The organism is Stutzerimonas frequens (genome assembly GCF_024448335.1).
Classification (GTDB): Bacteria; Pseudomonadota; Gammaproteobacteria; order Pseudomonadales; family Pseudomonadaceae; genus Stutzerimonas; species Stutzerimonas frequens.
On record NZ_JAMOHM010000017.1, the window covers coordinates 61,840 to 84,505 of the forward strand.

The 22,666-nt window shown below is 65.6% G+C and carries 24 protein-coding genes and 1 riboswitch; of the genes, 17 read left to right on the top strand and 7 right to left on the bottom strand.

Going from position 1 to position 22,666, the window contains the following annotated elements; genetic code table 11:
- Nucleotides 1–53 precede the first annotated feature (53 nt).
- Together NAO55_RS18910 and nhaD are read left to right on the top strand one after the other, a co-directional pair.
- The gene (locus NAO55_RS18910) at nt 54–578 is read left to right on the top strand and encodes a C40 family peptidase (RefSeq protein WP_063541317.1); all 525 of its coding nucleotides are present in this window, start codon (nt 54–56) and stop codon (nt 576–578) included.
- A 193-nt stretch (nt 579–771) separates the two neighbouring features.
- Nucleotides 772–2,025: a sodium:proton antiporter NhaD gene (gene nhaD / locus NAO55_RS18915; protein WP_102840734.1), complete on the top strand. Its 1,254-nt coding sequence runs from the start codon at nt 772–774 to the stop codon at nt 2,023–2,025.
- 20 nt (nt 2,026–2,045) lie between these two features.
- On the opposite strand, the gene NAO55_RS18920 is transcribed toward nhaD, so the two are convergent.
- Nucleotides 2,046–2,849, bottom strand: coding sequence for a metallophosphoesterase family protein (locus tag NAO55_RS18920; protein ID WP_102840735.1), 804 nt, complete (start codon nt 2,847–2,849; stop codon nt 2,046–2,048).
- A 145-nt stretch (nt 2,850–2,994) separates the two neighbouring features.
- Nucleotides 2,995–3,214, top strand: a riboswitch (cobalamin riboswitch).
- A gap of 118 nt (nt 3,215–3,332) precedes the next feature.
- Here NAO55_RS18920 and btuB point away from each other — a divergent pair.
- The 13 genes from btuB to NAO55_RS18985 all read left to right on the top strand — a co-directional run bounded on the left by btuB (nt 3,333) and on the right by NAO55_RS18985 (nt 15,485).
- The gene (gene btuB, locus NAO55_RS18925) at nt 3,333–5,186 is read left to right on the top strand and encodes a TonB-dependent vitamin B12 receptor (RefSeq protein ID WP_102840736.1); all 1,854 of its coding nucleotides are present in this window, start codon (nt 3,333–3,335) and stop codon (nt 5,184–5,186) included.
- Nucleotides 5,187–5,232: 46 nt separating this feature from the next.
- A complete protein-coding gene (locus NAO55_RS18930) occupies nt 5,233–5,802 on the top strand; it encodes a hypothetical protein (protein ID WP_102840737.1) in 570 nt (189 codons plus the stop codon).
- Nucleotides 5,799–6,410, top strand: coding sequence for a cob(I)yrinic acid a,c-diamide adenosyltransferase (cobO, locus tag NAO55_RS18935; protein WP_102840738.1), 612 nt, complete (start codon nt 5,799–5,801; stop codon nt 6,408–6,410). The genes NAO55_RS18930 and cobO overlap by 4 nt, the downstream gene beginning before the upstream one ends.
- A 124-nt stretch (nt 6,411–6,534) precedes the next feature.
- Nucleotides 6,535–7,827 carry a cobyrinic acid a,c-diamide synthase CobB gene (locus NAO55_RS18940; protein ID WP_102840739.1) on the top strand — a complete coding sequence of 431 codons (1,293 nt, stop codon included), beginning with the start codon at nt 6,535–6,537 and terminating at the stop codon, nt 7,825–7,827.
- A complete protein-coding gene (gene bluB, locus NAO55_RS18945) occupies nt 7,824–8,471 on the top strand; it encodes a 5,6-dimethylbenzimidazole synthase (protein WP_102840740.1) in 648 nt (215 codons plus the stop codon). The genes NAO55_RS18940 and bluB overlap by 4 nt, the downstream gene beginning before the upstream one ends.
- On the top strand, nt 8,468–9,268 hold the full coding sequence (locus NAO55_RS18950) for a cobalamin-binding protein (RefSeq protein ID WP_102840741.1): 801 nt from the start codon (nt 8,468–8,470) through the stop codon (nt 9,266–9,268). The genes bluB and NAO55_RS18950 overlap by 4 nt, the downstream gene beginning before the upstream one ends.
- Nucleotides 9,265–10,176 carry an adenosylcobinamide-phosphate synthase CbiB gene (cbiB, locus tag NAO55_RS18955; RefSeq protein ID WP_102840742.1) on the top strand — a complete coding sequence of 304 codons (912 nt, stop codon included), beginning with the start codon at nt 9,265–9,267 and terminating at the stop codon, nt 10,174–10,176. The genes NAO55_RS18950 and cbiB overlap by 4 nt, the downstream gene beginning before the upstream one ends.
- Complete coding sequence (gene cobD / locus NAO55_RS18960) at nt 10,169–11,158, top strand: threonine-phosphate decarboxylase CobD (RefSeq protein WP_102840743.1); 990 nt, start codon at nt 10,169–10,171, stop codon at nt 11,156–11,158. The genes cbiB and cobD overlap by 8 nt, the downstream gene beginning before the upstream one ends.
- Nucleotides 11,155–12,612 carry a cobyric acid synthase gene (locus tag NAO55_RS18965; RefSeq protein WP_102840744.1) on the top strand — a complete coding sequence of 486 codons (1,458 nt, stop codon included), beginning with the start codon at nt 11,155–11,157 and terminating at the stop codon, nt 12,610–12,612. The genes cobD and NAO55_RS18965 overlap by 4 nt, the downstream gene beginning before the upstream one ends.
- A 2-nt stretch (nt 12,613–12,614) precedes the next feature.
- The gene (gene cobU / locus NAO55_RS18970; protein ID WP_102840745.1) at nt 12,615–13,133 is read left to right on the top strand and encodes a bifunctional adenosylcobinamide kinase/adenosylcobinamide-phosphate guanylyltransferase; all 519 of its coding nucleotides are present in this window, start codon (nt 12,615–12,617) and stop codon (nt 13,131–13,133) included.
- A gap of 13 nt (nt 13,134–13,146) precedes the next feature.
- Nucleotides 13,147–14,196 carry a nicotinate-nucleotide--dimethylbenzimidazole phosphoribosyltransferase gene (cobT, locus tag NAO55_RS18975; RefSeq protein WP_102840746.1) on the top strand — a complete coding sequence of 350 codons (1,050 nt, stop codon included), beginning with the start codon at nt 13,147–13,149 and terminating at the stop codon, nt 14,194–14,196.
- On the top strand, nt 14,193–14,744 hold the full coding sequence (gene cobC / locus NAO55_RS18980) for an alpha-ribazole phosphatase family protein (protein ID WP_102840747.1): 552 nt from the start codon (nt 14,193–14,195) through the stop codon (nt 14,742–14,744). The genes cobT and cobC overlap by 4 nt, the downstream gene beginning before the upstream one ends.
- 9 nt (nt 14,745–14,753) lie before the next feature.
- Nucleotides 14,754–15,485 carry an adenosylcobinamide-GDP ribazoletransferase gene (locus NAO55_RS18985; protein ID WP_102840748.1) on the top strand — a complete coding sequence of 244 codons (732 nt, stop codon included), beginning with the start codon at nt 14,754–14,756 and terminating at the stop codon, nt 15,483–15,485.
- Here the strand turns inward: NAO55_RS18985 and NAO55_RS18990 are convergent.
- Nucleotides 15,482–16,417, bottom strand: a complete 936-nt coding sequence (locus NAO55_RS18990) for a LysR family transcriptional regulator (RefSeq protein WP_102840749.1) — start codon at nt 16,415–16,417, stop codon at nt 15,482–15,484. The genes NAO55_RS18985 and NAO55_RS18990 overlap by 4 nt on opposite strands.
- 131 nt (nt 16,418–16,548) lie before the next feature.
- Between NAO55_RS18990 and NAO55_RS18995 the strand changes: the two genes are divergently transcribed.
- Nucleotides 16,549–16,953, top strand: coding sequence for a RidA family protein (locus NAO55_RS18995; RefSeq protein WP_102840750.1), 405 nt, complete (start codon nt 16,549–16,551; stop codon nt 16,951–16,953).
- Between the two features lie 6 nt (nt 16,954–16,959).
- Here NAO55_RS18995 and modC read toward each other — a convergent pair whose 3' ends face one another.
- From modC to modA, 3 genes are read right to left on the bottom strand one after another with little or no spacing between them, the layout of a single operon-like run.
- Nucleotides 16,960–18,057, bottom strand: a complete 1,098-nt coding sequence (modC, locus tag NAO55_RS19000; protein ID WP_102840751.1) for a molybdenum ABC transporter ATP-binding protein — start codon at nt 18,055–18,057, stop codon at nt 16,960–16,962.
- Nucleotides 18,054–18,734, bottom strand: a complete 681-nt coding sequence (gene modB, locus NAO55_RS19005; protein ID WP_102840752.1) for a molybdate ABC transporter permease subunit — start codon at nt 18,732–18,734, stop codon at nt 18,054–18,056. The genes modC and modB overlap by 4 nt, the downstream gene beginning before the upstream one ends.
- Nucleotides 18,735–18,738: 4 nt before the next feature.
- Nucleotides 18,739–19,497, bottom strand: a complete 759-nt coding sequence (gene modA / locus NAO55_RS19010) for a molybdate ABC transporter substrate-binding protein (RefSeq protein WP_102840951.1) — start codon at nt 19,495–19,497, stop codon at nt 18,739–18,741.
- Between the two features lie 148 nt (nt 19,498–19,645).
- On the opposite strand from modA, the gene NAO55_RS19015 reads away from it, so the two are divergent.
- Complete coding sequence (locus tag NAO55_RS19015; RefSeq protein WP_102840753.1) at nt 19,646–20,194, top strand: glutathione peroxidase; 549 nt, start codon at nt 19,646–19,648, stop codon at nt 20,192–20,194.
- A gap of 47 nt (nt 20,195–20,241) precedes the next feature.
- Here the strand turns inward: NAO55_RS19015 and NAO55_RS19020 are convergent, their stop codons facing one another.
- A complete protein-coding gene (locus NAO55_RS19020) occupies nt 20,242–21,531 on the bottom strand; it encodes an OmpP1/FadL family transporter (RefSeq protein ID WP_102840754.1) in 1,290 nt (429 codons plus the stop codon).
- Between the two features lie 195 nt (nt 21,532–21,726).
- Nucleotides 21,727–22,572: a sulfurtransferase gene (locus NAO55_RS19025; RefSeq protein WP_102840755.1), complete on the bottom strand. Its 846-nt coding sequence runs from the start codon at nt 22,570–22,572 to the stop codon at nt 21,727–21,729.
- Between the last annotated feature and the right edge of the window lie 94 nt (nt 22,573–22,666).

Consider the following 22,666-nt stretch of genomic DNA (forward strand, 5'->3'; position numbering starts at 1 on the left):
TCTTCCCGTACATGCCGGCAGAGTGATGGCTCATTTGCCTGGACCGCTCTGCCATGCACTATCCGGCTCGTCTCACGCTCGTTGTTCTGACTGCGCTGCTGACCGCCTGTGCCGGGCAGGCGCCCACGCCGCCACTCGTGCAGACGCCCAAGGCCCATCAGGCCGTACCCGGCGCCGCTGAAGACGTGCTGTTCAGCGCGATTGGCCTGGTCGGTACGCCCTATCGCTGGGGCGGTAACACGCCGGACAGCGGTTTCGACTGCAGTGGCCTGATCGGCTACGTCTACCGCGGCGCAGCCGGCATCCAGCTCCCTCGCACCACTCAAGCCATGAGCAATCTACGCGGCCCGTCGGTACGGCGCGACGCACTGCAGCCCGGCGATCTGGTGTTCTTCGCGACCAGCGGTGGGCGCCGGGTCAGCCACGCAGGCATCTACGTTGGCGAAGACCGCTTCGTTCACGCGCCATCTTCTGGCGGCACGGTGCGGCTGGACAGCCTTACTGCCGGCTACTGGCAGAAGAGTTATCTGGGCGCCAAGCGAGTGCTCGACCAGGAGCAACTGGCCCGCAACCCCTGAGCCTCATCCGCATAGACCCCCCGCGTCGTAGACGCCCTGTCTTTAGTCGCATTCATATGCTGAAACATTCTCCGTTTGACATGCGGTGATTCCGCTCGTCTGGCGCTTTGGCTAACATGCGCCTCCCCAATTCCTCCCCGTGCGTCGTTCCGTCGCGCACAGACCCTTTTCCCCATTTCCCATTAGGTGAGATATGCCTGAATTGCTGACGTACGTGCTGATTGCACTGGCGGTGGCGGCGCTGCTTGGCGTCGTGCTCGAAGAAGTAACCCATGTGAACAAGGCCAAGGTGACGCTGTTCTTCGGCACCCTGGCCTGGCTGCTCTTGTTCATCTTTGCTCCGGCTGGCGAGGTGCGGGAAACCGTGCTGGAAAGCCTCAACGAGAACATCGCCGAGATCGCCGGATTGTGGATCTTCCTGGTGGCGGCGATGACCTTTGTCGCCTACCTGAACAAGAAGGGCATGATCGAGAACCTGATCTATCTCGTCTTGCCGCAAAGAATCAGTGAGCGCGCGCTGCTGTTCCTCACCGCGACCTTCTGCTTCGTGTTCTCCTCGCTGGCCGACAACATCACCGCGACGCTGGTCTCCATCACCCTGATCCTCTCGCTGCAGCTGGATCGGGCGAAGACCATCAAGTTCGCCACGTTGGTGGTGTTCGCGGTCAACTCCGGTGGTGTCGCGCTGATCACCGGTGACGTCACCACGCTGATGATCTTTCTCGCCGGCAAGGTGGCGATTCTTCAACTACTGGTGCTGGCCGTTCCGGCGTTCATCGCGGTGATGGTGCTGGCGGCGATGCTGTCGATCGGTATGCACGGCGAGGTGGTGGTGCAGGCGCACCGTAAGGACGTGCGCGGCGTGGATGTCGCCATCGCGCTGATCTTCCTCTGCACCATTCTCGGCACCATCATCGGCAACTTCCTGTTCCAGATTCCGCCAGTGCTGACCTTTCTCGCCGGGCTTTCGGTGATGTTCCTGGTTGCGCGCTTCTTCAGCGACGACAACGATTCCGACCCTATCCTCGAGTACGTGCGTCAAGTGGAGTTCGAAACGCTGTTCTTCTTCCTCGGCATCCTTCTGCTGGTGGGCATGCTCAAGGAGGTTCGCGTGCTCGACGGGCTGGTGCACATCTATGACCAGGTGCCGGCGGTGATGGCCAATTACCTGATGGGTGTGATGTCGGCGGCGATCGACAACGTGCCGCTGACCGCCGCGTTGCTCAAGTCCGGGCTGCAGATGGGCGTTGCCGAATGGATGGTGCTGACCTACGCGGTCGGCGTCGGCGGTTCGCTGCTGGTGATCGGTTCGGCCGCCGGTATCGTCGCCATGAGCAAGGTGCCGGGCCTCACCTTCGGCAGCTACCTGCGGCACATGCTCTATCTGTTCATCGCCTTCAACATTGGCTTCGCCGGTGTCTACCTGATCGGCCTGTCGATAGGCTGATCACGGCGCGCGAGCGCGGGTCACCAGCTCAGGTTGAAGTGCGAACCCAGCACGAAGCGGCCATCGAGCAGGTCCCAGCGCTCGACGCAGACCTTCTTCTCCTCGCCCGGGTGCAGCTTCAGCCGGTTGAAGGAGTTCGGCGAGGTGCCACGCAGGCGGGTCGAGAGTGTGGTGCCCGCCTGCACCATCCAGATCTCCCGCGCGAGGCCGCTGTACTGCCTGGACAGCGGCAGCACGTAGGGCAGATGGATGTGCCCGCCCATCACCAAGTCCAGCCCGTGCTCGGCCCAGCGTTGCAGCGCGGGTTCAGCGCCGTGCTGCAGATTGCTCAGATCGCTCGGTACCATCGCGCCGAACGGCTGGTGGGCCACCACGATGCGAATCTTGCGCGGGTCGCCCTCGGCCAGCCGCTGCGCCACCCGTTCCACTTGCCGCCCCGTCACCACGCCGTCCTTGTGTCGGCGCGGGTGGGTGGTATTGAGCCCGATCACCAGCATGTCGTCGTTCTCGAAAACCGGTTCCAGCTCATCACCGAAGTGTCGCCGGTAGTTGCCGTACGGCGTGAATAGACGGGCGAAGAGGTTGTACAGCGGGATGTCGTGATTGCCCGGAATCACCAGCGTATCGCCGACGCCGTCGGCCTCCAGCCGACGGACGAAGGCCGCGGCACTGGCGAACTGGCCGCGGCGGGCGCGCTGGGTGATGTCGCCGGAGAACACCAGCAGATCTGCTCGATGCTCACTTACATGATCCTCCAGCGCCTGGACCACGGCGGGTTGCTCGGTGCCGAAATGGGTGTCGGAGATCTGCACGATGCTGGTCATGGGCTTGGCTGAGGGTCCTGGCTGTTTGCTGGCATTGTTGCATTCGAAGCCTTTCGGCGTCCGCCGTTCCAAGCGGCGAGATGCAAGCGAAGATTGCAGAGGCCGTGCGACAACCTCGTGGTTGCGTGATCCCCGGCCTTGGACTAACCTCCGCGTCGCCTCAGGTGCCCCCTGGCCTTGTGCCAGACGGGTGAAACAGGGAAGCCGGTCCATTCTCACGAAGATTCCGGCGCTGCCCCCGCAACGGTAGGTGAGTCGAGAAGCCGCAACAGCCACTGTGCTCAACGCATGGGAAGGCGCGGTTTCGGGATGCCGCAAGGCATACGCTCGCAAGCCCGGAGACCGGCCTGTCGCATTTCACTGACAGTGCGGCGGGCGCTGGGCGGGTGCATATCCCTCGCGGTATTCCCTTCCTTTTGCGATTCCTCCGTCTGTCTTCGTCGACTTTCAGTCGTGCGGGTGGGCACGACGGAGACCTGAACCTTGACTTGCAAGCCCCGTTTCAAGCCAGCGGCCTATGTGCTGCTCGGCAGTTTTCCATTTTCCATCGGCCGACTGGCCGCAGCCCCGCTGGATCTCCAGCAGCAGGTGGTGACCGCCACCCGTACCGCACAGACCGCCCAGCAGAGCCTGGCCGCGGTAACCGTGATCGACCGCGAGCGGATCGAGCGCAGCCAGGCCAGTTCGCTGCCGGAGCTGCTCAAGCAGGTGCCAGGCGTTTCGCTGGCCAACAACGGCGGGCCTGGCAAGTCCACCTCGCTGTTCATGCGCGGTACCGAATCCGATCACGTGCTGGTGATGATCGACGGCATCAAGATCGGCTCGGTCACTGGCGGCGGCGCGGCCCTGCAGGATCTGCCGCTGGAGCTGATCGAGCGCATCGAGGTGGTCCGCGGTCCGCGCTCCAGCCTGTACGGCTCGGAGGCCATCGGCGGGGTGATCCAGATATTCACCCGCAAGGGCCAGGGGCAGGGCGTCAAGCCGTTCTTCTCGGCCGGCTACGGCACCCATGACACCTATACCGGCAGCGCCGGCGTTTCCGGCGGCGACGGCCGTGGCTGGTACAGCCTGGGCGTCAGCGGCTCGGACACCGACGGCATCAACGTCAAGTTGGCGGACACCAGCGGCTACGAACGTGACGCCGACGGCTATCGCAACCTGTCCGCGACGCTGAGCGCCGGCTACCGCTTCGACAACGGTCTGGAGCTGGACGCCAACCTGCTGCAGGCCAAATCCCATAACGACTACGACAGCGTGAACCGGGCCCGCACGTCCGGTTTCGGCGCCAATGCCGATGGTGAGTCGAGGGTCTTCGGCACCCGTGCGCGCTTCAGTCCGCTGGAACCCTGGCGGGTGACGCTGCAGGCCGGGCGCAGCGAAGACAAATCCGATGCCTATCAGGACGGACAGTTCTATTCACGCTTCGACAGCCGTCGCGACACGCTCAGCTGGCAGAACGATGTCGAGCTGGCCGCGGGGCATACGCTGATCCTGGGTGCCGACCACCAGCGCGACGAGGTCAACGGCACTACGGCGTATGCCGAGGACTCTCGGGACAACGACGGCTATTTCGCTCAGTACCTGGGTGAGGTCGGCCGCCATGACTGGCAGCTGTCGCTGCGTCGTGACGACAACGAGCAGTTTGGCCAGCACGACACCGGCAACATCGGCTACGGCTATGCGCTGACTGACTGGTTTCGCGCCACCATCAGCTACGGCACGGCATTCAAGGCACCGACCTTCAACGAGCTGTATTTCCCCGATTACGGCAATCCCGAGCTGGATGCGGAAACCTCCGAAAGCCTCGAAGTCGGCCTTGCCGGGCAGCATGGCTGGGGCCACTGGGCAGTGAATGCCTATCGCACCGTGGTCGATGAACTCATCGCCTATGACGCCAGCATTTCCGCGCCGGCCAACGTGCAGGAAGCGCGCATCCGCGGGGTCGAGCTGGTTCTCGGCAGCCAGTTGCTCGGCTGGGACTGGAATGCCAACTACAGCCTGCTGGAACCAGAGAACCGCTCCGCCGGCGCCAACCGCGGCAACGAGCTGGCGCGCCGGGCCAAGCAGCTATTCAACCTTGACCTCGACCGCCGGCTCGGTGCCTTCAGCATTGGCGCCAGCCTGCACGCCGAAGGGCAGCGTTACGACGACCTGGCCAACACCCGCGAGCTGTCCGGCTACGCCACCCTCGATCTGCGCGGCGAATACCGCATCACCCCCGAGTGGCGCCTGCAGGCGCGCGTCGCCAACCTGCTGGATGCCGACTACGAGACCGCGGAGGGCTACAACCAGCCCGGCCAGGCCGCTTACCTGACCGTGCGCTACCAGGCGCTGTAAGACCGCGGCGCGGGCATGTCGCCCGCGCCCACAGAAGGAGACTGCAATGATCAAGCTTGCCCCGAGATACCAGCTGCTGGTCGGCCTCGCGCTTGCCGCGCTACTGGCCATGACCCGCGGACAGCACTTCGCCAGCGTCAACCTGCCGAGTGCGTCCTGGGCGGTGTTCTTCCTCGCCGGCGTGCTGGTGCGGCCGAAGTGGGTGTTTCCGGCACTGTTTCTCGAGGCTTCGCTGCTGGATTTCGCCGCCATCCAGTGGGCCGGTGTCAGCGACTGGTGCATGTCGCCGGCGTACTGGATGCTGGTGCCGGCATACGGTTCGCTGTGGCTGGGCGGTCGACTCTACGCCCGTCTGCATCGTGACCATTTCAGCAGCCTGGCGACCCTGGCGCTGTGCGTGATGGCGAGCGCCTTCGTTTGCTACCTGTTCTCTGGCGGCGGCTTCCTCTATTTCTCCGGGCGCTATCCCGAGCCGACGCTGGCGCTGCTGGTCGACCGAATCGCCACCTATTACCCGCGCTACCTGTCGACCCTTGCGCTGTATGTCGGCGTCGCCGCGCTGCTGTTCGTCGGTTTGCGCGCCTGGTCTGGGCAGCGTGGCGAGGCCCGCGCATGAGCGAGTCCAGCGAACGCGATGATCGCCACAAGGCGCGCATGCAGCGCAAGAAGGCGCTGATCGACGAGAAGATCGCCGAGGCGCAGGACGAGTACGGCCTGCTGCTGGTGCACACCGGCAACGGCAAGGGCAAGAGCAGTTCCGCCTTCGGCATGGTCGCGCGTGCCCTTGGCCATGGCATCAAGGTCGGCGTGGTGCAGTTCATCAAGGGCGCGGCCAGCACCGGCGAGGAGGCGTTCTTCCGGCGCTTTCCGGACGAGGTGCGCTACCACGTCATGGGCGAGGGCTTCACCTGGGAAACCCAGGATCGCCAGCGTGACATCGCCAAGGCCCGCGAAGCCTGGGCGGTGGCGGCCGAGCTGCTGGCCGATCCCGAGATCGGCCTGGTGGTGCTCGACGAACTGAACATCGCTCTGAAGTACGGCTATCTGGAACTGGCGCCGGTGCTCGCCAACATCGAGTCGCGGCCGCTGTTGCAGCACGTGGTAGTCACCGGTCGCGGCGCACCGGCGGGCCTGGTCGAGGCGGCGGACACCGTCACCGAGATGGGCCTGATCAAGCACGCATTCAAGGCCGGCGTGAAGGCGCAGAAAGGCGTCGAATTTTGATGCCTGCGCTCAAGACATTCACGGACCGTTGCGTAGGCTGGATGACGTCTGTTTCATCCACCCTCGGCGTGGTCGGTGGATGGATGAAGCGTCATCCACCCTACGCTGCTGATGAGAGACCGCAATGACCAGTAGAAGCTGCCCGGCGCTGTTGATCGCCGCGCCGGCCTCCGGCCAGGGCAAGACCACCGTCACTGCGGCTCTGGCGCGGTTGCATGCGCGGCAGGGCAAGCGCGTGCGGGTGTTCAAGTGCGGGCCGGACTTTCTCGACCCGATGATCCTCGCGCGTGCCAGTGGCAAGCCGGTCTATCAGCTCGACCTGTGGATGGTCGGCGAAGAGGAGTCGCGACGCCTGCTCTGGGAAGCGGCGGGCGAGGCCGACCTGATCCTGATCGAAGGCGTGATGGGCCTGTTCGATGGCGCGCCCTCGGCGGCCGATCTGGCGCGGCGCTTCGGCGTGCCGGTGCTGGCGGTCATCGATGGCTCGGCCATGGCGCAGACCTTCGGCGCCATGGCGCACGGGCTGAGCAGCTTCCAGCCGGATCTGCCGTTCGATGGCGTGCTGGCCAATCGGGTCGGCAGCGCCCGGCATGGCGAGATTCTGCGCGACAGCCTGCCGGAGTCGATCCGCTGGTACGGCGCCTTGCCGCGCAGTGTCGAGGTGGAACTGCCAAGCCGGCACCTGGGGCTGGTGCAGGCCGAGGAGCTGGCTGATCTGGACGCCCGTCTGGATGCCGCGGCAGATGCCCTGGCACGCAGTGCCGACACCGAGTTGCCTGCACCGGTCACTTTCGCCGCGCCGGCCAGTGCGCCGCTCGAACCGCTGCTGGCGGGTGTGCGCATCGGCGTTGCACGCGATGCGGCCTTTGCCTTTCTCTACCAAGCCAATCTCGACTTGCTGCAGGCGTTGGGCGCCGAGTTGCTGTTTTTCTCGCCGCTGCGCTTCGCCCGCTTGCCGGCCGTGGACAGCCTGTACCTGCCCGGAGGCTATCCCGAGCTGCACCTGCGCGGCCTGTCGCGCAACCGTGCCATGGCCGACGCTATCCGCGCACATCATGAGGCGGGCAAGCCGATCCTCGCCGAGTGCGGCGGCATGCTCTACTTGCTCGACGGGCTGACCGACCGTGGCGACGAGCGCGCGCAGATGCTCGGCCTGCTGCCCGGCGAGGCGCGCATGCACAAGCGCCTGACTGCGCTGGCGCTGCAGGAAGTGGAGCTGCCGGAAGGGCGGCTGCGCGGGCACACCTTCCACCATTCCGCGCTGGAGTCGCCACTCGAGCCGCTGGCTCGCGGCGAATGCCCGAACTACAAGCGCACTGCCGAAGCGGTCTACCGCCGGGGCCGGCTGACGGCGTCCTACATCCATCTGTACCTGCCGTCCGATCCGGCAGCCGCCGCGGCGCTGTTCCGGCCATGAGCGCGCATGCCTTCAGCCAGCAGGAGCGCGCGGCGGTCTATCGTGCCATCGGCGAGCGTCGCGACATGCGCCATTTCGCCGGCGGCGAGGTGGCACCCGAGCTGCTGTCGAGGCTGCTCAACGCTGCGCATCAGGCACCCAGCGTCGGCCTGATGCAGCCGTGGCGCTTTGTCCGCATCACCCGCCCCGAGTTGCGCACGGCCATCGCCGATCTGGTCGGTGAGGAGCGCCAGCGCACGGCTCAGGCGCTCGGCGAGCGTTCCGCCGAGTTCATGCGGCTCAAGGTCGAGGGCATCGAGGATTGCGCCGAACTGCTGGTCGCCGCGTTGATGGATGGCCGCGAGCAACATATCTTCGGCCGCCGCACGCTGCCGGAGATGGACCTCGCCTCGCTGGCCTGCGCGATCCAGAATCTCTGGCTCGCGGCGCGGGCGGAAGGCCTGGGGATGGGCTGGGTGTCACTGTTCGATCCCGACGCGCTGGCCGCCTTGCTCGGCATGCCGGACGGTGCCAAGCCGGTGGCGATCCTCTGCCTCGGGCCGGTGCAGGAGTTCTACTCGGCACCGATGCTGGCACTGGAAGGCTGGACCACGCCGCGACCGCTGCACGAACTGGTTTTCGAGAATGCCTGGGAGGCGAAATGAGCAAGGGGCCGCAGCGCATCGTCTGCCTGTCCACCGAGACCTGCGAAACGCTCTACCTGCTGGGCGAGCAGGCGCGCATCGTCGGCATCTCCGGCTTCACCGTGCGCCCGCCGCAGGCGCGCAAGGAGAAGCCCAAGGTCAGCGGCTTCACCAGCGTCAAGCATGAGCAGATTCTCGCCTTGGAGCCGGACCTTGTGCTCGGCTACAGCGACCTGCAGGGCGACATGCTCGCCGAGCTGGCGCGCGAAGGGCTGGAAGTGCATCTGTTCAACCAGCGCGATGTCGCCGGCATTCTGCGCATGATCGAGACCCTCGGGGCGCTGGTGCATGCCGGCGAGCGTGCGCGGGCGCTGATCGCCGAGCTGCAGGCCGGGCTGGATGCCATCCGCGCCAGCGCCGCCAGCTTGCCGCGCCGGCCGCGGGTGTATTTCGAGGAATGGAACGAGCCGCTGATCTCGGGCATCGCCTGGGTCAGCGAGCTGATCGAACTGGCCGGTGGCGAGGACTGCTTCGCCGAGCTGGCAGCGTTCAAGCGTGCCAAGCAACGCATCATCGAGGACCCGCAGGAAGTGGTGCGCCGCGCGCCGGAGCTGATCGTCGGCTCCTGGTGCGGCCGCCGTTTTCGCCCGGAACAGGTGGCTGCACGGCCTGGCTGGCAGGCGATTCCGGCGGTGCGCACGGGCCAGCTGCACGAGATCAAGTCGCCGGACATCCTCAACCCCGGCCCGGCGGTGCTGACCGACGGCGTACGCCAGCTGCATGCGCTGATCAGTGCCTGCGCGCAGAGGGCCGAGTGAGTCTGTTCCTCACCGTTAGCGCGGCGCTGCTGCTGGATGCGTTGCTCGGCGAGCCGAAGCGGGCACATCCACTGGTAGCCTTCGGTCGCCTGGCCGATCGCCTGGAGCAGCATTTCAACGGGTCTGCGGCGCGCGGCTGGCGCAGCCACGGGGTGACCGCCTGGTGCCTGGCGGTGCTACCGCTGACCTTGCTGGCCTGGCTGCTCAGCCTGTTACCGACCGTCGGCTGGCTGGTGGAGATCGTTCTGCTCTATCTGGCCCTGGGCCTGCGCAGTCTGGGCGAGCATGCACTGCCGGTGGCGCAGGCGCTGTGGCGGCATGATCTGCCCGAGGCACGCCGCCGCGTCGGCTGGATCGTCAGCCGCGACACCACGCAGCTGGACGAGGAGGGCGTGGCCCGTGCGGCCACCGAGTCGGTGCTGGAGAACGGCAGCGATGCGGTGTTCGCCGCGCTGTTCTGGTTCATCGTCGCGGGCGCTCCAGGTGTGGTCCTGTACCGCCTGAGCAACACGCTGGACGCCATGTGGGGCTATCGCAATGCGCGCTTCGAGCGCTTCGGCTGGGCCGCGGCGCGCATCGACGACGTGCTCAACTACGTGCCGGCACGGCTGGTCGCGCTGACCTATGCATTGCTCGGGCGCACCCGCCGCGCGCTGCGTTGCTGGCGCACCCAGGCGCCCTTGTGGGACAGCCCCAACGCCGGTCCGGTCATGGCCTCAGGCGCCGGAGCGTTGGGCGTGGTGTTGGGTGGCGCCGCCATCTATCACGGTGAGGTGCATGCGCGACCCGAGTTGGGGCGAGGCAAGGCGCCACAGGCGCGGCATATCGAGCATGCGCTGGATCTGGTCTGGGGTGGCGTCGGTGTCTGGCTGCTGGCGCTGCTGTTCGGTGGCTGGCTCTATGCTTGAGCACGGTGGACGACTGCGCGCAGCCGCACAGCGCTACGGCATTCCGCTCTCGGATTGGCTCGACCTTTCCACCGGTATCGCCCCCTATCATCCGCCGTTGCCGAGCATTTCCAGGTGCGCCTGGACACGTCTGCCGGAGCCCGACGATGGCCTGGAAGCGGCGGCGCGGCAGTACTACGGCGCGCGTGCGGTGTTGCCGGTGGCCGGTTCGCAGAGTGCCATTCAGGCCTTGCCGCGTCTGCGCGGGCTGGCGCGGGTCGGCATCGTTTCGCCCTGTTACGCCGAGCACGCCGAGGCCTGGCGCCGCCTCGGCCATCGGGTCGTCGAACTCTGCGAGGCCAGCGTGCCGCGTGCACTGGATCAGCTCGACGTGCTGGTGGTGGTCAACCCGAACAATCCCACCGGCCAGCTGATCGCGCCGCAGCGCCTGCTGGAATGGCGCAGTGAGCTGGCGGCCTACGGCGGCTGGTTGGTGGTGGACGAGGCGTTCATGGACTGCATGCCGCAGCACAGTCTGGCCGAGCACAGCCACCTGCCCGGACTGATCGTGCTGCGCTCGTTCGGCAAATTCTTTGGCCTGGCCGGCGCGAGACTGGGTTTCGTACTTGCCCACACTGGCCTGCTGCGTTCGCTCGCCAGGCTGCTCGGACCCTGGACGGTGAATGGCCCGACGCGGCAGCTGGGCGCAGTGCTGCTGGCTGATCAGGCTGCTCAGCAGCGCCAGCGCGAATGCCTGCACTGCGACGGCCAGCGTCTGACCGACCTGCTACGCCGCCATGGCCTTGCGCCGCTGGGCGGCTGCGCGCTGTTCCAGTGGTGGGTCAGCGCCGACGCCGCGCTCTTGCATGACTTTCTCGCCCGTCGCGGCATTCTCACCCGGCTTTTCGCTCAGCCTTCCAGCCTGCGCTTCGGCCTGCCGACCGATATTGGTTGGGCGCGGCTGGATCAGGCTCTGCAATTTTTCAGGGAGCAACATCCGTGACGACGCTGATGGTGCAGGGCACCACCTCCGACGCCGGCAAGAGCACGCTGGTGACGGCGCTGTGCCGCTGGTTGGCACGCCAGGGGGTCGCCGTCGTGCCGTTCAAACCGCAGAACATGGCGCTCAACAGCGCGGTGACTGCAGATGGCGGCGAAATCGGCAGGGCTCAGGCCGTACAGGCGCAGGCGGCGAACCTTGCGCCGCACACCGACATGAACCCGGTGCTCTTGAAGCCCAACAGCGACATCGGCGCCCAGGTGATCATCCATGGCCGCGCGGTGACCAGCATGGATGCCGTTGCCTACCATGACTACAAGCGCGTGGCGCTGCAGGCGGTGCTCGACTCGCATCGCCGGTTGTCCGCGGCTTATCGCGTGGTGATGGTCGAGGGCGCCGGTTCGCCCGCGGAGATCAACCTGCGCGCCGGCGATATCGCCAACATGGGCTTCGCCGAGGCGGTGGATTGCCCGGTGATCCTGATCGCCGATATCGACAAGGGTGGGGTGTTCGCCCATCTGGTCGGCACCCTGGCGTTGCTCTCGGCAAGCGAGCAGGCGCGGGTGCAGGGCTTCGTCATCAACCGCTTCCGCGGCGATATCGCGCTGTTGCAGCCCGGCCTCGACTGGCTGGAACAGCGCACCGGCAAGCCGGTGCTGGGCGTGCTTCCATACCTGATGGATTTCCATCTGGAAGCGGAGGATGCCATCGACGTGCGCCAGTCCGGCAAGGCCGACGACGCGCTGAAGGTGGTGGTGCCGGTGCTGCCGCGCATCAGCAACCACACCGACTTCGACCCGCTGCGCCTGCACCCGCAGGTCGACCTGCAGTTCGTCGGTCCCGGGCAGCCGGTGCCGCCTGCCGATCTGATCATCCTGCCCGGCTCGAAAAGCGTGCGCGCCGACCTTGCCTGGCTGCGCGCCATTGGCTGGGATCGCGTCATCCAGCGCCACCTGCGCTACGGCGGCAAGCTGCTGGGCATCTGCGGCGGCCTGCAGATGCTCGGCATGCGCATTGCCGATCCGCTCGGGCTGGAAGGTCCGGCGGGGGAGAGCGAGGCGCTTGGGCTGCTGGACTTCGCCACTGTACTCGAAGCCGACAAGCAGCTGCGTAACGTGCAGGGCCGGTTGCTGCCGGAAGGCGTGCCAGTCAGTGGCTACGAGATCCATGCCGGCGTCAGCCGCGGTCCGGCCCTTGAGCGGCCAGCGGTGCAGCTGGACGACGGGCGCAGCGACGGCGCCATCAGCGACGACGGCCAGATTCTCGGCACCTATCTGCATGGCCTGTTCGAAGGCCCCGAAGCCTGTGCCGCGCTGCTGCAGTGGGCGGGCCTCGAGGCGGTGCAAACCGTCGATTACCACGGTTTGCGCGAGCGCGACATCGAGCGCCTCGCCGACCTGGTCGAGACGCATCTGGATACAGCGCGGTTACGCGCGCTCTGCGGGCTGGGAGGCTGAAGGTGCTGGAACTTATTCTTGGCGGTGCCCGCTCGGGCAAGAGCCGCTTTGCCGAGCGTCTGGCTGCCGGTAGCGGCCTGGCGGTTACCTATATAGCCACCAGCCAGCCGCTGGACGACGAGATGACCGCGCGTATCGCCCATCACCGTGAGCGGCGCCCGGCGCACTGGGCACTGGTCGAAGAACCCCTGCAACTGGCACGGGTGCTGCGCGAGCAGGCTGCCGCAGGGCGCTGCCTGCTGATCGACTGCCTGACCCTCTGGCTCACCAACCTGCTGATGCTGGACGATGCGGTGCGCCTCGCCGAGGAACGCGATGCCCTGCTCGAGTGCCTGGACGGGTTGCCGGGGCGAGTCCTACTGGTCAGCAACGAGACGGGCCTCGGCGTGGTGCCGCTGGGCGAGCTGACCCGTCGTTATGTCGACGAGGCCGGCTGGCTGCACCAGGCCGTCGCGGAACGGGCGCAGCGGGTGTCCTTCATGGTCGCCGGGCTGCCCATGACATTGAAGGACGCACATTGAAGGAAGCGCATTGATGCACGATTGGTGGAACGAGCCATGCCACATGCTGGATGAGTCCGTACGCGCCCAGGCATTGGCGCGCCAGGATCAGTTGACCAAGCCACGTGGTGCGCTCGGCCAGCTCGAAGCCCTGGCGGTGTCGCTGGCAGCTATGCAGGGCAGCGAGCGGCCGCAGGTCGAGCGCCTGCATGTCAGCGTGTTCGCCGGCGATCACGGCGTGGTGGGAGAGGGTGTTTCGGCTTATCCGCAATCGGTGACCGGGCAGATGCTGCGCAATTTCGTCGGCGGCGGGGCTGCACTGAGCGTGTTGTCAAAGCGCCTGGGCGCGCCGCTGGAGGTGACCGACCTGGGCACGGTGGAACCGCTACAACTGGATGGCGTGAGCCATTTGCGACTCGGCCCCGGCACGGCCAACCTGGCTCGCGAAGCGGCGATGAGTGACGAGCAAATGCGTCTGGCCCTGGCAGCCGGACGCGACAGCGCGCAGCGTGCCGCGCAAGGCTCTGCCCAGCTGTTCATCGGTGGCGAAATGGGCATCGGCAACACCACCAGCGCCAGTGCCTTGGCTGCCGTGCTGCTGCCGCGCTCGCCGTTGACCCTGGTCGGGCCGGGCACCGGGCTCGATCTGGCCGGTGTTCGCCACAAGGTTCAGGTGATCCAGGACGCGGTTCGGCTGCACGCCGAGCATTGTGTCGCGCCGCTTGAGGCCCTGCGCCGACTGGGTGGTTTCGAGATCGCGGCGCTGGCGGGTGCCTATCTGCGCTGCGCGCAGCTGGGCATTGCGGTACTGGTCGACGGCTTTATCTGCAGCGCTGCCGCGCTCTGTGCGGTGCGGCTGAACCCGGCATGTCGGCCCTGGCTGATCTTCGCCCATCGTTCTGCCGAGCCTGGTCACCTAGCGGTCCTGGAAGCGCTCGGTGCCGTTCCGTTGCTCGATCTCGGCTTGCGCCTGGGTGAGGGCAGCGGGGCGGCGCTGGCGGTGCCCTTGTTGCAGCAGGCCTGCGCGCTGCACAACGAAATGGCGACGTTCGCCGAAGCCGCAGTTTCGGACCGAACTGCATGATTACGAGCATCGATCTGCTGCGCCATGGCGAGACCGAGCAGGGCGGTGGCTTTCGCGGCAGCCTCGACGATGCGCTGACTGAGCGTGGCTGGCAGCAGATGCGCGATGCGGTTGCTGGCGCCGGTCCCTGGGACGCGCTGGTCAGCTCGCCGCTGCAGCGCTGCGCCACCTTTGCCCGGGAGCTGGCCGCGCAGCACGGCTTGCCGCTGCAGCTGGAGCCGGACCTGCGCGAGCTGCATTTCGGCGACTGGGAAGGCCGTAGCGCCGCCGATCTGATGCAGCACAGTGCCGAGGTGCTCGGCCTGTTCTGGGCCGATCCCTACGGATTTACGCCGCCTGGCGGTGAGCCGCTGGTGCAGTTCGAGGCGCGCGTGCTGAATGCTATCGACAGCCTTCGGCAGCGCTTTGCCGGCCAGCAACTGTTGGTCATCTGTCATGCCGGCGTCATGCGCCTGCTGCTGGCGCGCGCGCGGGGCTTGCCAAGGGAGCGGCTGCTGGAGGTTGTCGTGGCCCACGGCGAACTGCTGTCGCTCTCCGTCGAGGAGTAGGACCTGCCGATGCTGCCACTATTGATCGCCCTGCAATTTCTCACCAGCCTGCCGATCCGCTTGCCGGCAATGCCGGAGCCAGAGCAGCAGGGGCGCTCATTGCTGTATTACCCGATGGTCGGTCTGTTGCTCGGCGCGTTGCTCGGTTTGGCCGCGTTTGTGCTGGATGGGGCTGCACCGCTGTTACAGGCGGTCTTGCTGCTCACCCTCTGGGTCGCGCTGACCGGCGCCTTGCACCTCGATGGTCTGGCCGACAGCGCCGACGCCTGGCTGGGTGGCTTCGGCGACCGCGACCGCACGCTGCAGATCATGAAGGACCCGCGCAGCGGCCCGGTCGCCGTGGTGGTTCTGGTGCTTTTGCTGTTGCTTAAATTCACCGCGCTGTTGGCGTTGCTCCAGGCGCAACAGTACTCCGCACTGTTGCTGGCGCCGGTGCTAGGGCGGGCCGCGCTGCCAGCGCTGTTTCTCTGCACGCCATACGTGCGGCCCGGCGGCCTTGGTCATGCGCTGGCGGCGAATCTTCCACATGGCGGGGCGCGCGGCGTACTGGCACTGGTCGCGGTGGGTTGTTTGCTGTTCGGCAGCAGCGGGCTGATCGCCCTGTCTTTGGCTGCCGTGACATTCCTGCTGGCGCGTCGCGCCATGCTGCGCCGGCTCGGCGGCACCACCGGCGATACCGCCGGCGCGCTGCTGGAACTGGTGGAGTGCACGGTATTGATAGGGCTGGCGCTGCAGCTCTAGCGGTCGGCCACCGGTCGGCGGTCGAGCACGGGCGCATGCTGCGCCATAAGTTCGATGACCCAATCGATGAACACGCGCAGCTTGGCGCTGACATGCCGATTCGGTGGGAATGCCAGGTACAGCGGCATTTCATCGAGCCGCCAGTCTTCCAGCAGTGGCAACAGCTCGCCGTTGGCCAGGTGCGTTCTGACCATGTACTCCGGTAGCCAGATGATGCCCAGCCCGGCCAGGCCCGCGGCCAGGCAGGCGTTGCCATCGTCCACGGCAAGCGCATAGCGGCCGTGTACCTGAACCTGCTCATTCTGCCGCTGCATGACGTACGGTGTGGGTTTGCCGGTGCGCGCCCAGAGAAAGCCGACGACACGGTGGTGGCTGTTTTCCAGCTCGCTCGGGTGTGTCGGCACGCCGGCGCGTTCGAGGTAGCCAGGGGCCGCGTAGACGCCAAGGCGTAGGTCGCCAACGTGGCGGGCGATCAGTGACTGGTCGGTGATTTCGCCACCGCGCACCACGCAGTCCACATTCTCCCCGATCAGATCCACCCGCCGATCATTGACGCCCATGTCCAGCTGGATGTCCGGGTACTTCGCATAAAAGGCCGGCAATGCCGGAATCAGGATCATCCGTGCCAGTGGGCTGGGGACGTCCACGCGCAAGCGTCCTCGGGGCACTGCGGCGGCGGCGGACAGGCTGGTTTCGGCGTCGTCCAGATCGGCCAGCAGCCGCAGGGCGCGCTCGTAATAGGCCGCACCGTCGGCGGTAACGTTGACCTTGCGCGTGGTGCGGTTGAGCAGCCTGACGCGAAGCCGCGCCTCGAGTTGCTGGACCTGCTGGGTGACGCTGGTCTTGCTGATGCGAAGGGTTTCGGCGGCCTTGGTGAAGCTGCCGGTTTCCACCACGCGAACGAAGGCCTGGATCGCACCGAAACGGTCCATCTGAACTCCCGCGGATTGTTTGGATTACGCAAATAGTGTTGAGCGACCTGGCGCGTTTATCCAGTGCTTTGCGACTTCTACAGTGAGGCCTTCATTCAACGGGTCGCTCCGACCCTTATTGGAGGTTGCACATGACACCGCGTGACGTTGTTTTTCCGCCTGGCCGCCAGGCGCTCTACGAGCGCAATCGTTATTCCCCGGCCATCCGTGCCAATGGCTTGCTGTTCGTCTCCGGCCAGGTCGGCAGCCGCGAGGACGGCTCACCCGAACCGGAGCTGGAGGCGCAGGTTCGGCGCGCGTTCGATAACCTGAACGCGATCCTGCAGGCAGCGGGTTGTACGTTCGCCGATGTCATCGACGTCACCGTGTTCATGGTCGATCCGCAAGCGATCTTCGAGCGGGTCTGGAGCGTCGTGCCCGAGTACTGGGGCGCTGCGCCGCATCCGACGCTGACGGCCGTTGGGGTCACCTGGCTTTACGGCTTCCAGTTCGAGATCAAGGTGATCGCCAAGCTGCCGGAGCCGACCGAGGCTTGACTCGCCTCAGCCCAGCAGCGCCACCGTCTTGATCTGCGCCCAAAGCGCCTGACCGGGCGTAATGGCCAGCTGATCGGCCGAGCGCCGGGTGATGCGTGCCAGCAGCGGCGTGCCGCCGGCATCGAGGCGGATCAGTATGTGGGCCGGCGTATCGGCCGCGACCATCGTCTCGACCCGAGCGGGGAGTAGGTTGGTGATGCTGCTGCCTTCGGCGCGTTGCAGCGCCAGGCTCACGTCGCGGGCATGCACACGAAAGCGCAGACGCTGGCCCAGGGCTTCCGGGCGCTGCGAGACCAGCACTTCGCCGCCGGGAAAGGTCAGCCGGGTGAGGTGGTAGTGCGCGTCGTGGCCGGCGATTTCGCCTTCCACCACCACGCCGGCGTCCTCGCTGAAGGCGGTCGGCAGGTCAAGCCGAGCCAGGGTTTCGCGCAGTTCGCCCTGGGCGATGGCGCGACCCTGTTCCAGCAGCACCACGTGATCGGCCAACCGCGCCACTTCGTCCGGCGAGTGGCTGACGTAGAGCACAGGGATATCCAGCTCGTCGTGCAGGCGTTCCAGATAAGGCAGGATCTCGCTCTTGCGCTTGAGGTCGAGCGCGGCCAGCGGTTCGTCCATCAGCAGCAGGCGCGGGCTGGTCAGCAGTGCACGGGCGATGCCGACGCGCTGGCGTTCACCGCCGGAAAGGCGATCCGGCATGCGCTCCAGCAGATGGTCGATGCCCAGCAGTTCCACCGCTTGCTCCAGCACTACACGGCGCTGCGCTGCCGCCACTCGGCGCATGCCGAATTCCAGATTACGTCGCACCGACAGGTGGGCGAACAGGTTGGCGTCTTGGAACACATAGCCGATGGCGCGACGGTGCGGTGGCACGAACAGGTTTTGCGCGCTGTTCTGCCAGCGTTCGCCGTTGACGGTCAGTTGCCCGTCGCTGACGCGCTCGAGTCCGGCCACACAGCGCAATAAGGTGGTTTTGCCCGAACCTGAGTGGCCGAACAACGCGGTCACCCCCCGGCCGGGCAATTGCAGATCGACATCCAGGCTGAAGTCGGCATAGTCGAGGCGAAAGCGTGCCTGGATTCCGCTGTTGGTTGCAGCGTCGCTCATCCGCGCCACCCTTGCTTCAACCGGCTGCCATAAAGCACCAGCAGCACCAGGAAGGAGAACAGCAGCATGCCGCCAGCCAGCCAGTGCGCCTGGGCGTACTCCATGGCCTCGACATGATCGTAGATCTGCACCGACACCACGCGTGTCTGGCCCGGAATGTTGCCGCCGATCATCAGCACCACGCCGAACTCGCCGACGGTATGGGCGAAACCGAGGATGCTGGCGGTGATGAAACCGGGGCGGGCGAGTGGCAACACCACGCTAAAGAAGGTGTCCCAGGGGCCGGCGCGCAGCGTGGCGGCGGCTTCCAGCGGGCGCTCGCCAATAGCCTCGAAGGCGTTCTGCAAGGGCTGCACCACGAACGGCAGCGAGTAGAACACCGAACCGACCACCAATCCGGCAAAAGTGAAGGGCAGGGTGCCCAGGCCAAGACTCTGGGTGAACTGGCCGATGAAGCCATTGGGCCCCATGGCCACCAGCAGGTAGAAGCCAAGCACCGTCGGCGGCAGCACCAGCGGCAGTGCGACCACGGCCCCGATCGGGCCCTTCATGCGCGAGGTGGTGCGTGCCAGCCACCAAGCAATGGGCGTGCCGACCAGCAGCAGGATCAGCGTGGTCACGCTGGCCAGTTTGAAGGTCAGCCAGATTGCTGCCAAGTCGACGCTGTCCAGCGGCATGTTGCTACTCCAGCCCGTAGCCGTAGGACTGGATCAGCGCGCGGATCTGCGGCTGGGCCAGGTAATCCAACAGCGCCTTGGCAGCCGGGTTGTCTTGCCCTTTGGTCAGCAGCACGGCTTCCTGGCGAATGGCCGGATGGATGTCGGTGGGCACGACCCAGCCCGAGCCGGCAGCGATCCGGCCGTCCTTTGCCACCTGGGACAGCGCGATGAAGCCCAGCTGCGCATTGCCGCTGGCGACGAACTGGTGGGTCTGCGCGATATTTTCGCCCTGCACCAGGCGGCCGTGCAGGGTTTCGTCGAGCCCGAGATGCTCCAGTGTGGCCAGGGCGGCAGCGCCATAGGGGGCGGTCTTCGGGTTGGCCACGGCGAGGTGGCGGAAATCGCCATTGCGCAGCAGTTCGGGGCCGTCCTGCACCGCGCCCGCAGTCGGCGACCACAACACCAGGCGGCCAACGGCATAGGTGAAGCGGCTACCGGGTATGGCCGAGCCTTCCTGTTCGAGCCGCCCTGACGTGGTGTCATCCGCTGACAGCAGGACCTCGAACGGTGCGCCGTTGCGAATCTGCGCATAGAACTTGCCGGTAGCGCCGAAGGCAAGTCTGGCCTGGTGGCCGGTGTCACGCTCGAAGCGGCCGGCGATTTCCCGCATCGGTGCCGTGAAGTTGGAAGCGACCGCCACCTGCACCTGTGCCGCGAGGGCATTGCCGAGCGGCAGCAGGAGGAGGGTCAGTGCGTAGCGGAGTGCTAGAGATGGATGCATGCGGCCTCGTTCGGTGCAGAGCGGCTGGGGCGCATCATATTGCAGTTTGACCAAGCTGTGATTGACCGGACCCGCTTCGGTCTGTGCGGCCATTGTCGCGGGCTCGGCGGCAGAGTAGCGTTGTGAGCCCGCGACCGGAGAACTGGCCATGAATATCACTCGTCCCCTGGCGGCACTGACCCTGGTCTTTGCCAGCGCTTCGGTGGTCGCCGCCGAATGCCCGGCACTGCTGCAGCACGAGTTGCCCAAGCTGCGCTCCAAAGAAACCATCGATCTGTGCAGCCAGTTCCAGGGCAAGGCCCTGGTGGTGGTCAACACCGCCAGCCATTGCGGCTTCACCGGGCAGTTCAAGGGGCTCGAAGCGCTCTATCAGCGTTACAAGGACGACGGCCTGGAGGTGCTCGGCGTGCCCTCGGATGACTTCTTCCAGGAGGCCGATGACGAGGCCGAGACGGCCGAGGTCTGCTACGTGAATTACGGTGTGACCTTCACCATGACTCAGACGCAGCCGGTACGGGGCGGCGATGCGACGCCGTTGTTTCGCCAGCTGGCCGAGCAGGCCGGAACAGCGCCGCGCTGGAACTTTTACAAGTACGTGGTCGATCGGGAAGGGCGCGTCGTCGCGCATTTTTCCAGCAAGGTCGCGCCGGATGACCCGCGCCTGATCGCAGCGGTGCAGAAGGCATTGGAAAGGTAGAAACAAAAAGCCCCGGCGGACCGGGGCTTTTTCGTTCTTTCGCTACATCAGAAACGGTAGCTCAGAGCAGCGCCAAAGCCGTGGGCGCTGTTTTCATACGTGGCGTTGTAGATGCCCTTGGACGGGTGCTCGCGGCGAACCTTTGTATCTTCTTCCCATAGGTAGGAATAAGCGAGGTCGACAGTAATATCGTCGGTTGGGTGCCAGCCCAGGCCGAAGCTCACCGCAGTACGGTCTCCGGAGGGGATGCGTGGCGAACGATCAACGTTGTTGGTCGGGCTCTGGTCAAATGCCAAGCCAGTGCGCAGAGTCCACTCGCGATTCAGCTTGTACGCGGCGCCGAGCGCATAGGACCAAGTGTCATGCCATTCCTGATCTTCGACGATCGGGTTGAGCGGACCGGAAGGAAGTCCTTCGTTTTCGATAATGATCGCTTCGAAGCGGCTCCAGCGAGTCAGCATGGCGCCGGCGTATAGCGTCCACTGGTCGTTGAGCTCGTGTGTGACGGAGAGGTCAATTGACTCGGGGGTGGTCAGGTCCAGCGAGGCATCATACTTTCCGGCGATGCCGAGTTGGTTGAAGCCTTCTTTGAGTTCGGTATCGCCCTCAAGTGTGTATTCAACCTTGGAGTGGTAAGTCAGGCCCATACGGGTGTGGGGAGTGAACTCGTACAGGATGCCGGCATTGAAGCCCACGGCAGTGTCGTCACCCTTAACCTTGACCCGGCCGTCATTAAAGGTTGGGCTCAATGGGTTAATTGTTGCGCTTTGCAGCTCTCCATCGATGCGGTTAATCGTGGGGCCGAAGCCGACAGACAGCTTTTCATTAAAGCGGTAGCTGACGGTGGGCTGCACCGTGATCACGCGCACTTCGCTGTAATCACCGTGATAGCGACCCTGAAAGCCGCTTTCGTAGTCGGTTATCAGGCCGAACGGTACGTATAAGCCCACGCCAACTGCCCATTTGTCATCAATCGGCTTGACGTAATAACCCATCGGTACGGCAGTAAAGGGAACCATGTCTCCGTCGTTGCTGCCACCTACCGGGGCACGAAGACCACCTGCGCCTTGTGGTGTGAATGCGGAGTTGTCGCTGATATCGGTCTTCGCATGGATCGCCGCCATACCGAAGCTGACTTCCTCACGCTTCAGGCGGGACATGCCGGCAGGGTTGCCGAACAGGGTGGTGGCGTCGTCGGCGGAAGATGAGCGACCTGCAAAGGAGGTGCCCATGCCGCTGATGCTTTGTTCGTTGAGGGCAAAACCGGCGGCCATTGCCTGGCTGGACAAGGCGCCTACGGCTACCGCGAGCGCGGTCTTCAACCATGTTGTTTTCATTGTTGTACTACTCCGGGATAAAAGCGGGTCGGAACCTAGCAACTTTCTCCGACAGGTAGCAAGACAATGAATTGCAATTTTTCGTAAAGATGGCGACTAACGGTCGTGAAAACAAATGTAACTTCGGTAAAACCGCCGAGGCGCATTGTGACCCGTCAGCCACGCTGCGCCCTCGGCACCGCGTGGCTGCAGCGATTAGGCGCGAGGCCGCCGTGCATCGGTGATCCACTCGCTCCAGGAACCGGGGTAGAGCCTCCCCAGCGGGTAGCCGGCCAGACAGAGGGCAAACAGGTTGTGGCAGGCGGTCACACCGGAGCCGCAATAGGCGACGGCGCTTTGCGGCGGCTTGTTGTCCAGCAGCGAGTCGAAGCGCGTACGCAACTGGTCGATTGGGAGGAACCGGCCATCGCTGCGAAGGTTTTCGGTAAACGGCACGCAGATGGCATTGGGGATGTGCCCGGCGATCGGGTCGATGGGTTCGACTTCGCCGAGAAAACGGGGCAGGGCGCGGGCGTCGAGCAGCGCCAGCTGCGGATCGTCCAGGTGCTTCTGAAGGCCAGCGGCGTCGATGATCAGGCTGCCGTCGGCGCGTCCGCTAAAGGTGCCGGTCTCACCATCCGGGATTGCTTCACTCATCGGTAGACCGGCTTCGCGCCACGCCTTGAGGCCGCCGTCGAGCAGATAGACGCCGTCGCGTTTGCCGAGCCAGAGCAGCAGCCACCATGCCCGCGCGGCGAAGGCGCCGGGGCCGTCGTCGTACAGCACCACTTCGCTGTCGTCATCGAGGCCCCATTGGCGAAAGCGTGCCGCCAGCCCTTCCGGTTCCGGCAGTGGATGGCGACCGGTGACGCCAGGGGTGACCGGGCCAGATAGGTCCTTTTCCAGGTCGGCGAACCTGGCGCCGGGAACATGGCCTTGGCGGTAGCTGCGCTCGCCGTAGGTGGAATCTTCCAGGGCGAAGCGGCAATCGAGAATGCGCAGCGCGGGATCGTCCAGGCGCCGGGCCAGTTGCTCGGCTGTGATGAGTTGTGCAAGTGGCATCGTACGCCTCCGGGGAAACATCGCTAAACACTACCAGCGTGCGCGCCGGCCATGAATGCCCGGCCGGTCGGATGCTCGATATATACTGCGCGCC

Coding starts and splice junctions, on each gene's coding strand:
- cobC (WP_102840747.1), top strand. CDS start 14,193: ATGATTACGAGCATCGATCTGCTGCGCCATGGCGAGACCGAGCAGGGC.
- NAO55_RS18940 (WP_102840739.1), top strand. CDS start 6,535: ATGACCAGTAGAAGCTGCCCGGCGCTGTTGATCGCCGCGCCGGCCTCC.
- nhaD (WP_102840734.1), top strand. CDS start 772: ATGCCTGAATTGCTGACGTACGTGCTGATTGCACTGGCGGTGGCGGCG.
- NAO55_RS18950 (WP_102840741.1), top strand. CDS start 8,468: ATGAGCAAGGGGCCGCAGCGCATCGTCTGCCTGTCCACCGAGACCTGC.
- modB (WP_102840752.1), bottom strand. CDS start 18,734: ATGCCGCTGGACAGCGTCGACTTGGCAGCAATCTGGCTGACCTTCAAA.
- NAO55_RS18985 (WP_102840748.1), top strand. CDS start 14,754: ATGCTGCCACTATTGATCGCCCTGCAATTTCTCACCAGCCTGCCGATC.
- cobT (WP_102840746.1), top strand. CDS start 13,147: ATGCACGATTGGTGGAACGAGCCATGCCACATGCTGGATGAGTCCGTA.
- modC (WP_102840751.1), bottom strand. CDS start 18,057: ATGAGCGACGCTGCAACCAACAGCGGAATCCAGGCACGCTTTCGCCTC.
- modA (WP_102840951.1), bottom strand. CDS start 19,497: ATGCATCCATCTCTAGCACTCCGCTACGCACTGACCCTCCTCCTGCTG.
- NAO55_RS18930 (WP_102840737.1), top strand. CDS start 5,233: ATGATCAAGCTTGCCCCGAGATACCAGCTGCTGGTCGGCCTCGCGCTT.
- cobD (WP_102840743.1), top strand. CDS start 10,169: ATGCTTGAGCACGGTGGACGACTGCGCGCAGCCGCACAGCGCTACGGC.
- NAO55_RS19025 (WP_102840755.1), bottom strand. CDS start 22,572: ATGCCACTTGCACAACTCATCACAGCCGAGCAACTGGCCCGGCGCCTG.
- NAO55_RS18920 (WP_102840735.1), bottom strand. CDS start 2,849: ATGACCAGCATCGTGCAGATCTCCGACACCCATTTCGGCACCGAGCAA.
- NAO55_RS19015 (WP_102840753.1), top strand. CDS start 19,646: ATGAATATCACTCGTCCCCTGGCGGCACTGACCCTGGTCTTTGCCAGC.
- bluB (WP_102840740.1), top strand. CDS start 7,824: ATGAGCGCGCATGCCTTCAGCCAGCAGGAGCGCGCGGCGGTCTATCGT.
- NAO55_RS19020 (WP_102840754.1), bottom strand. CDS start 21,531: ATGAAAACAACATGGTTGAAGACCGCGCTCGCGGTAGCCGTAGGCGCC.
- NAO55_RS18990 (WP_102840749.1), bottom strand. CDS start 16,417: ATGGACCGTTTCGGTGCGATCCAGGCCTTCGTTCGCGTGGTGGAAACC.
- cobO (WP_102840738.1), top strand. CDS start 5,799: ATGAGCGAGTCCAGCGAACGCGATGATCGCCACAAGGCGCGCATGCAG.
- NAO55_RS18995 (WP_102840750.1), top strand. CDS start 16,549: ATGACACCGCGTGACGTTGTTTTTCCGCCTGGCCGCCAGGCGCTCTAC.
- NAO55_RS18910 (WP_063541317.1), top strand. CDS start 54: ATGCACTATCCGGCTCGTCTCACGCTCGTTGTTCTGACTGCGCTGCTG.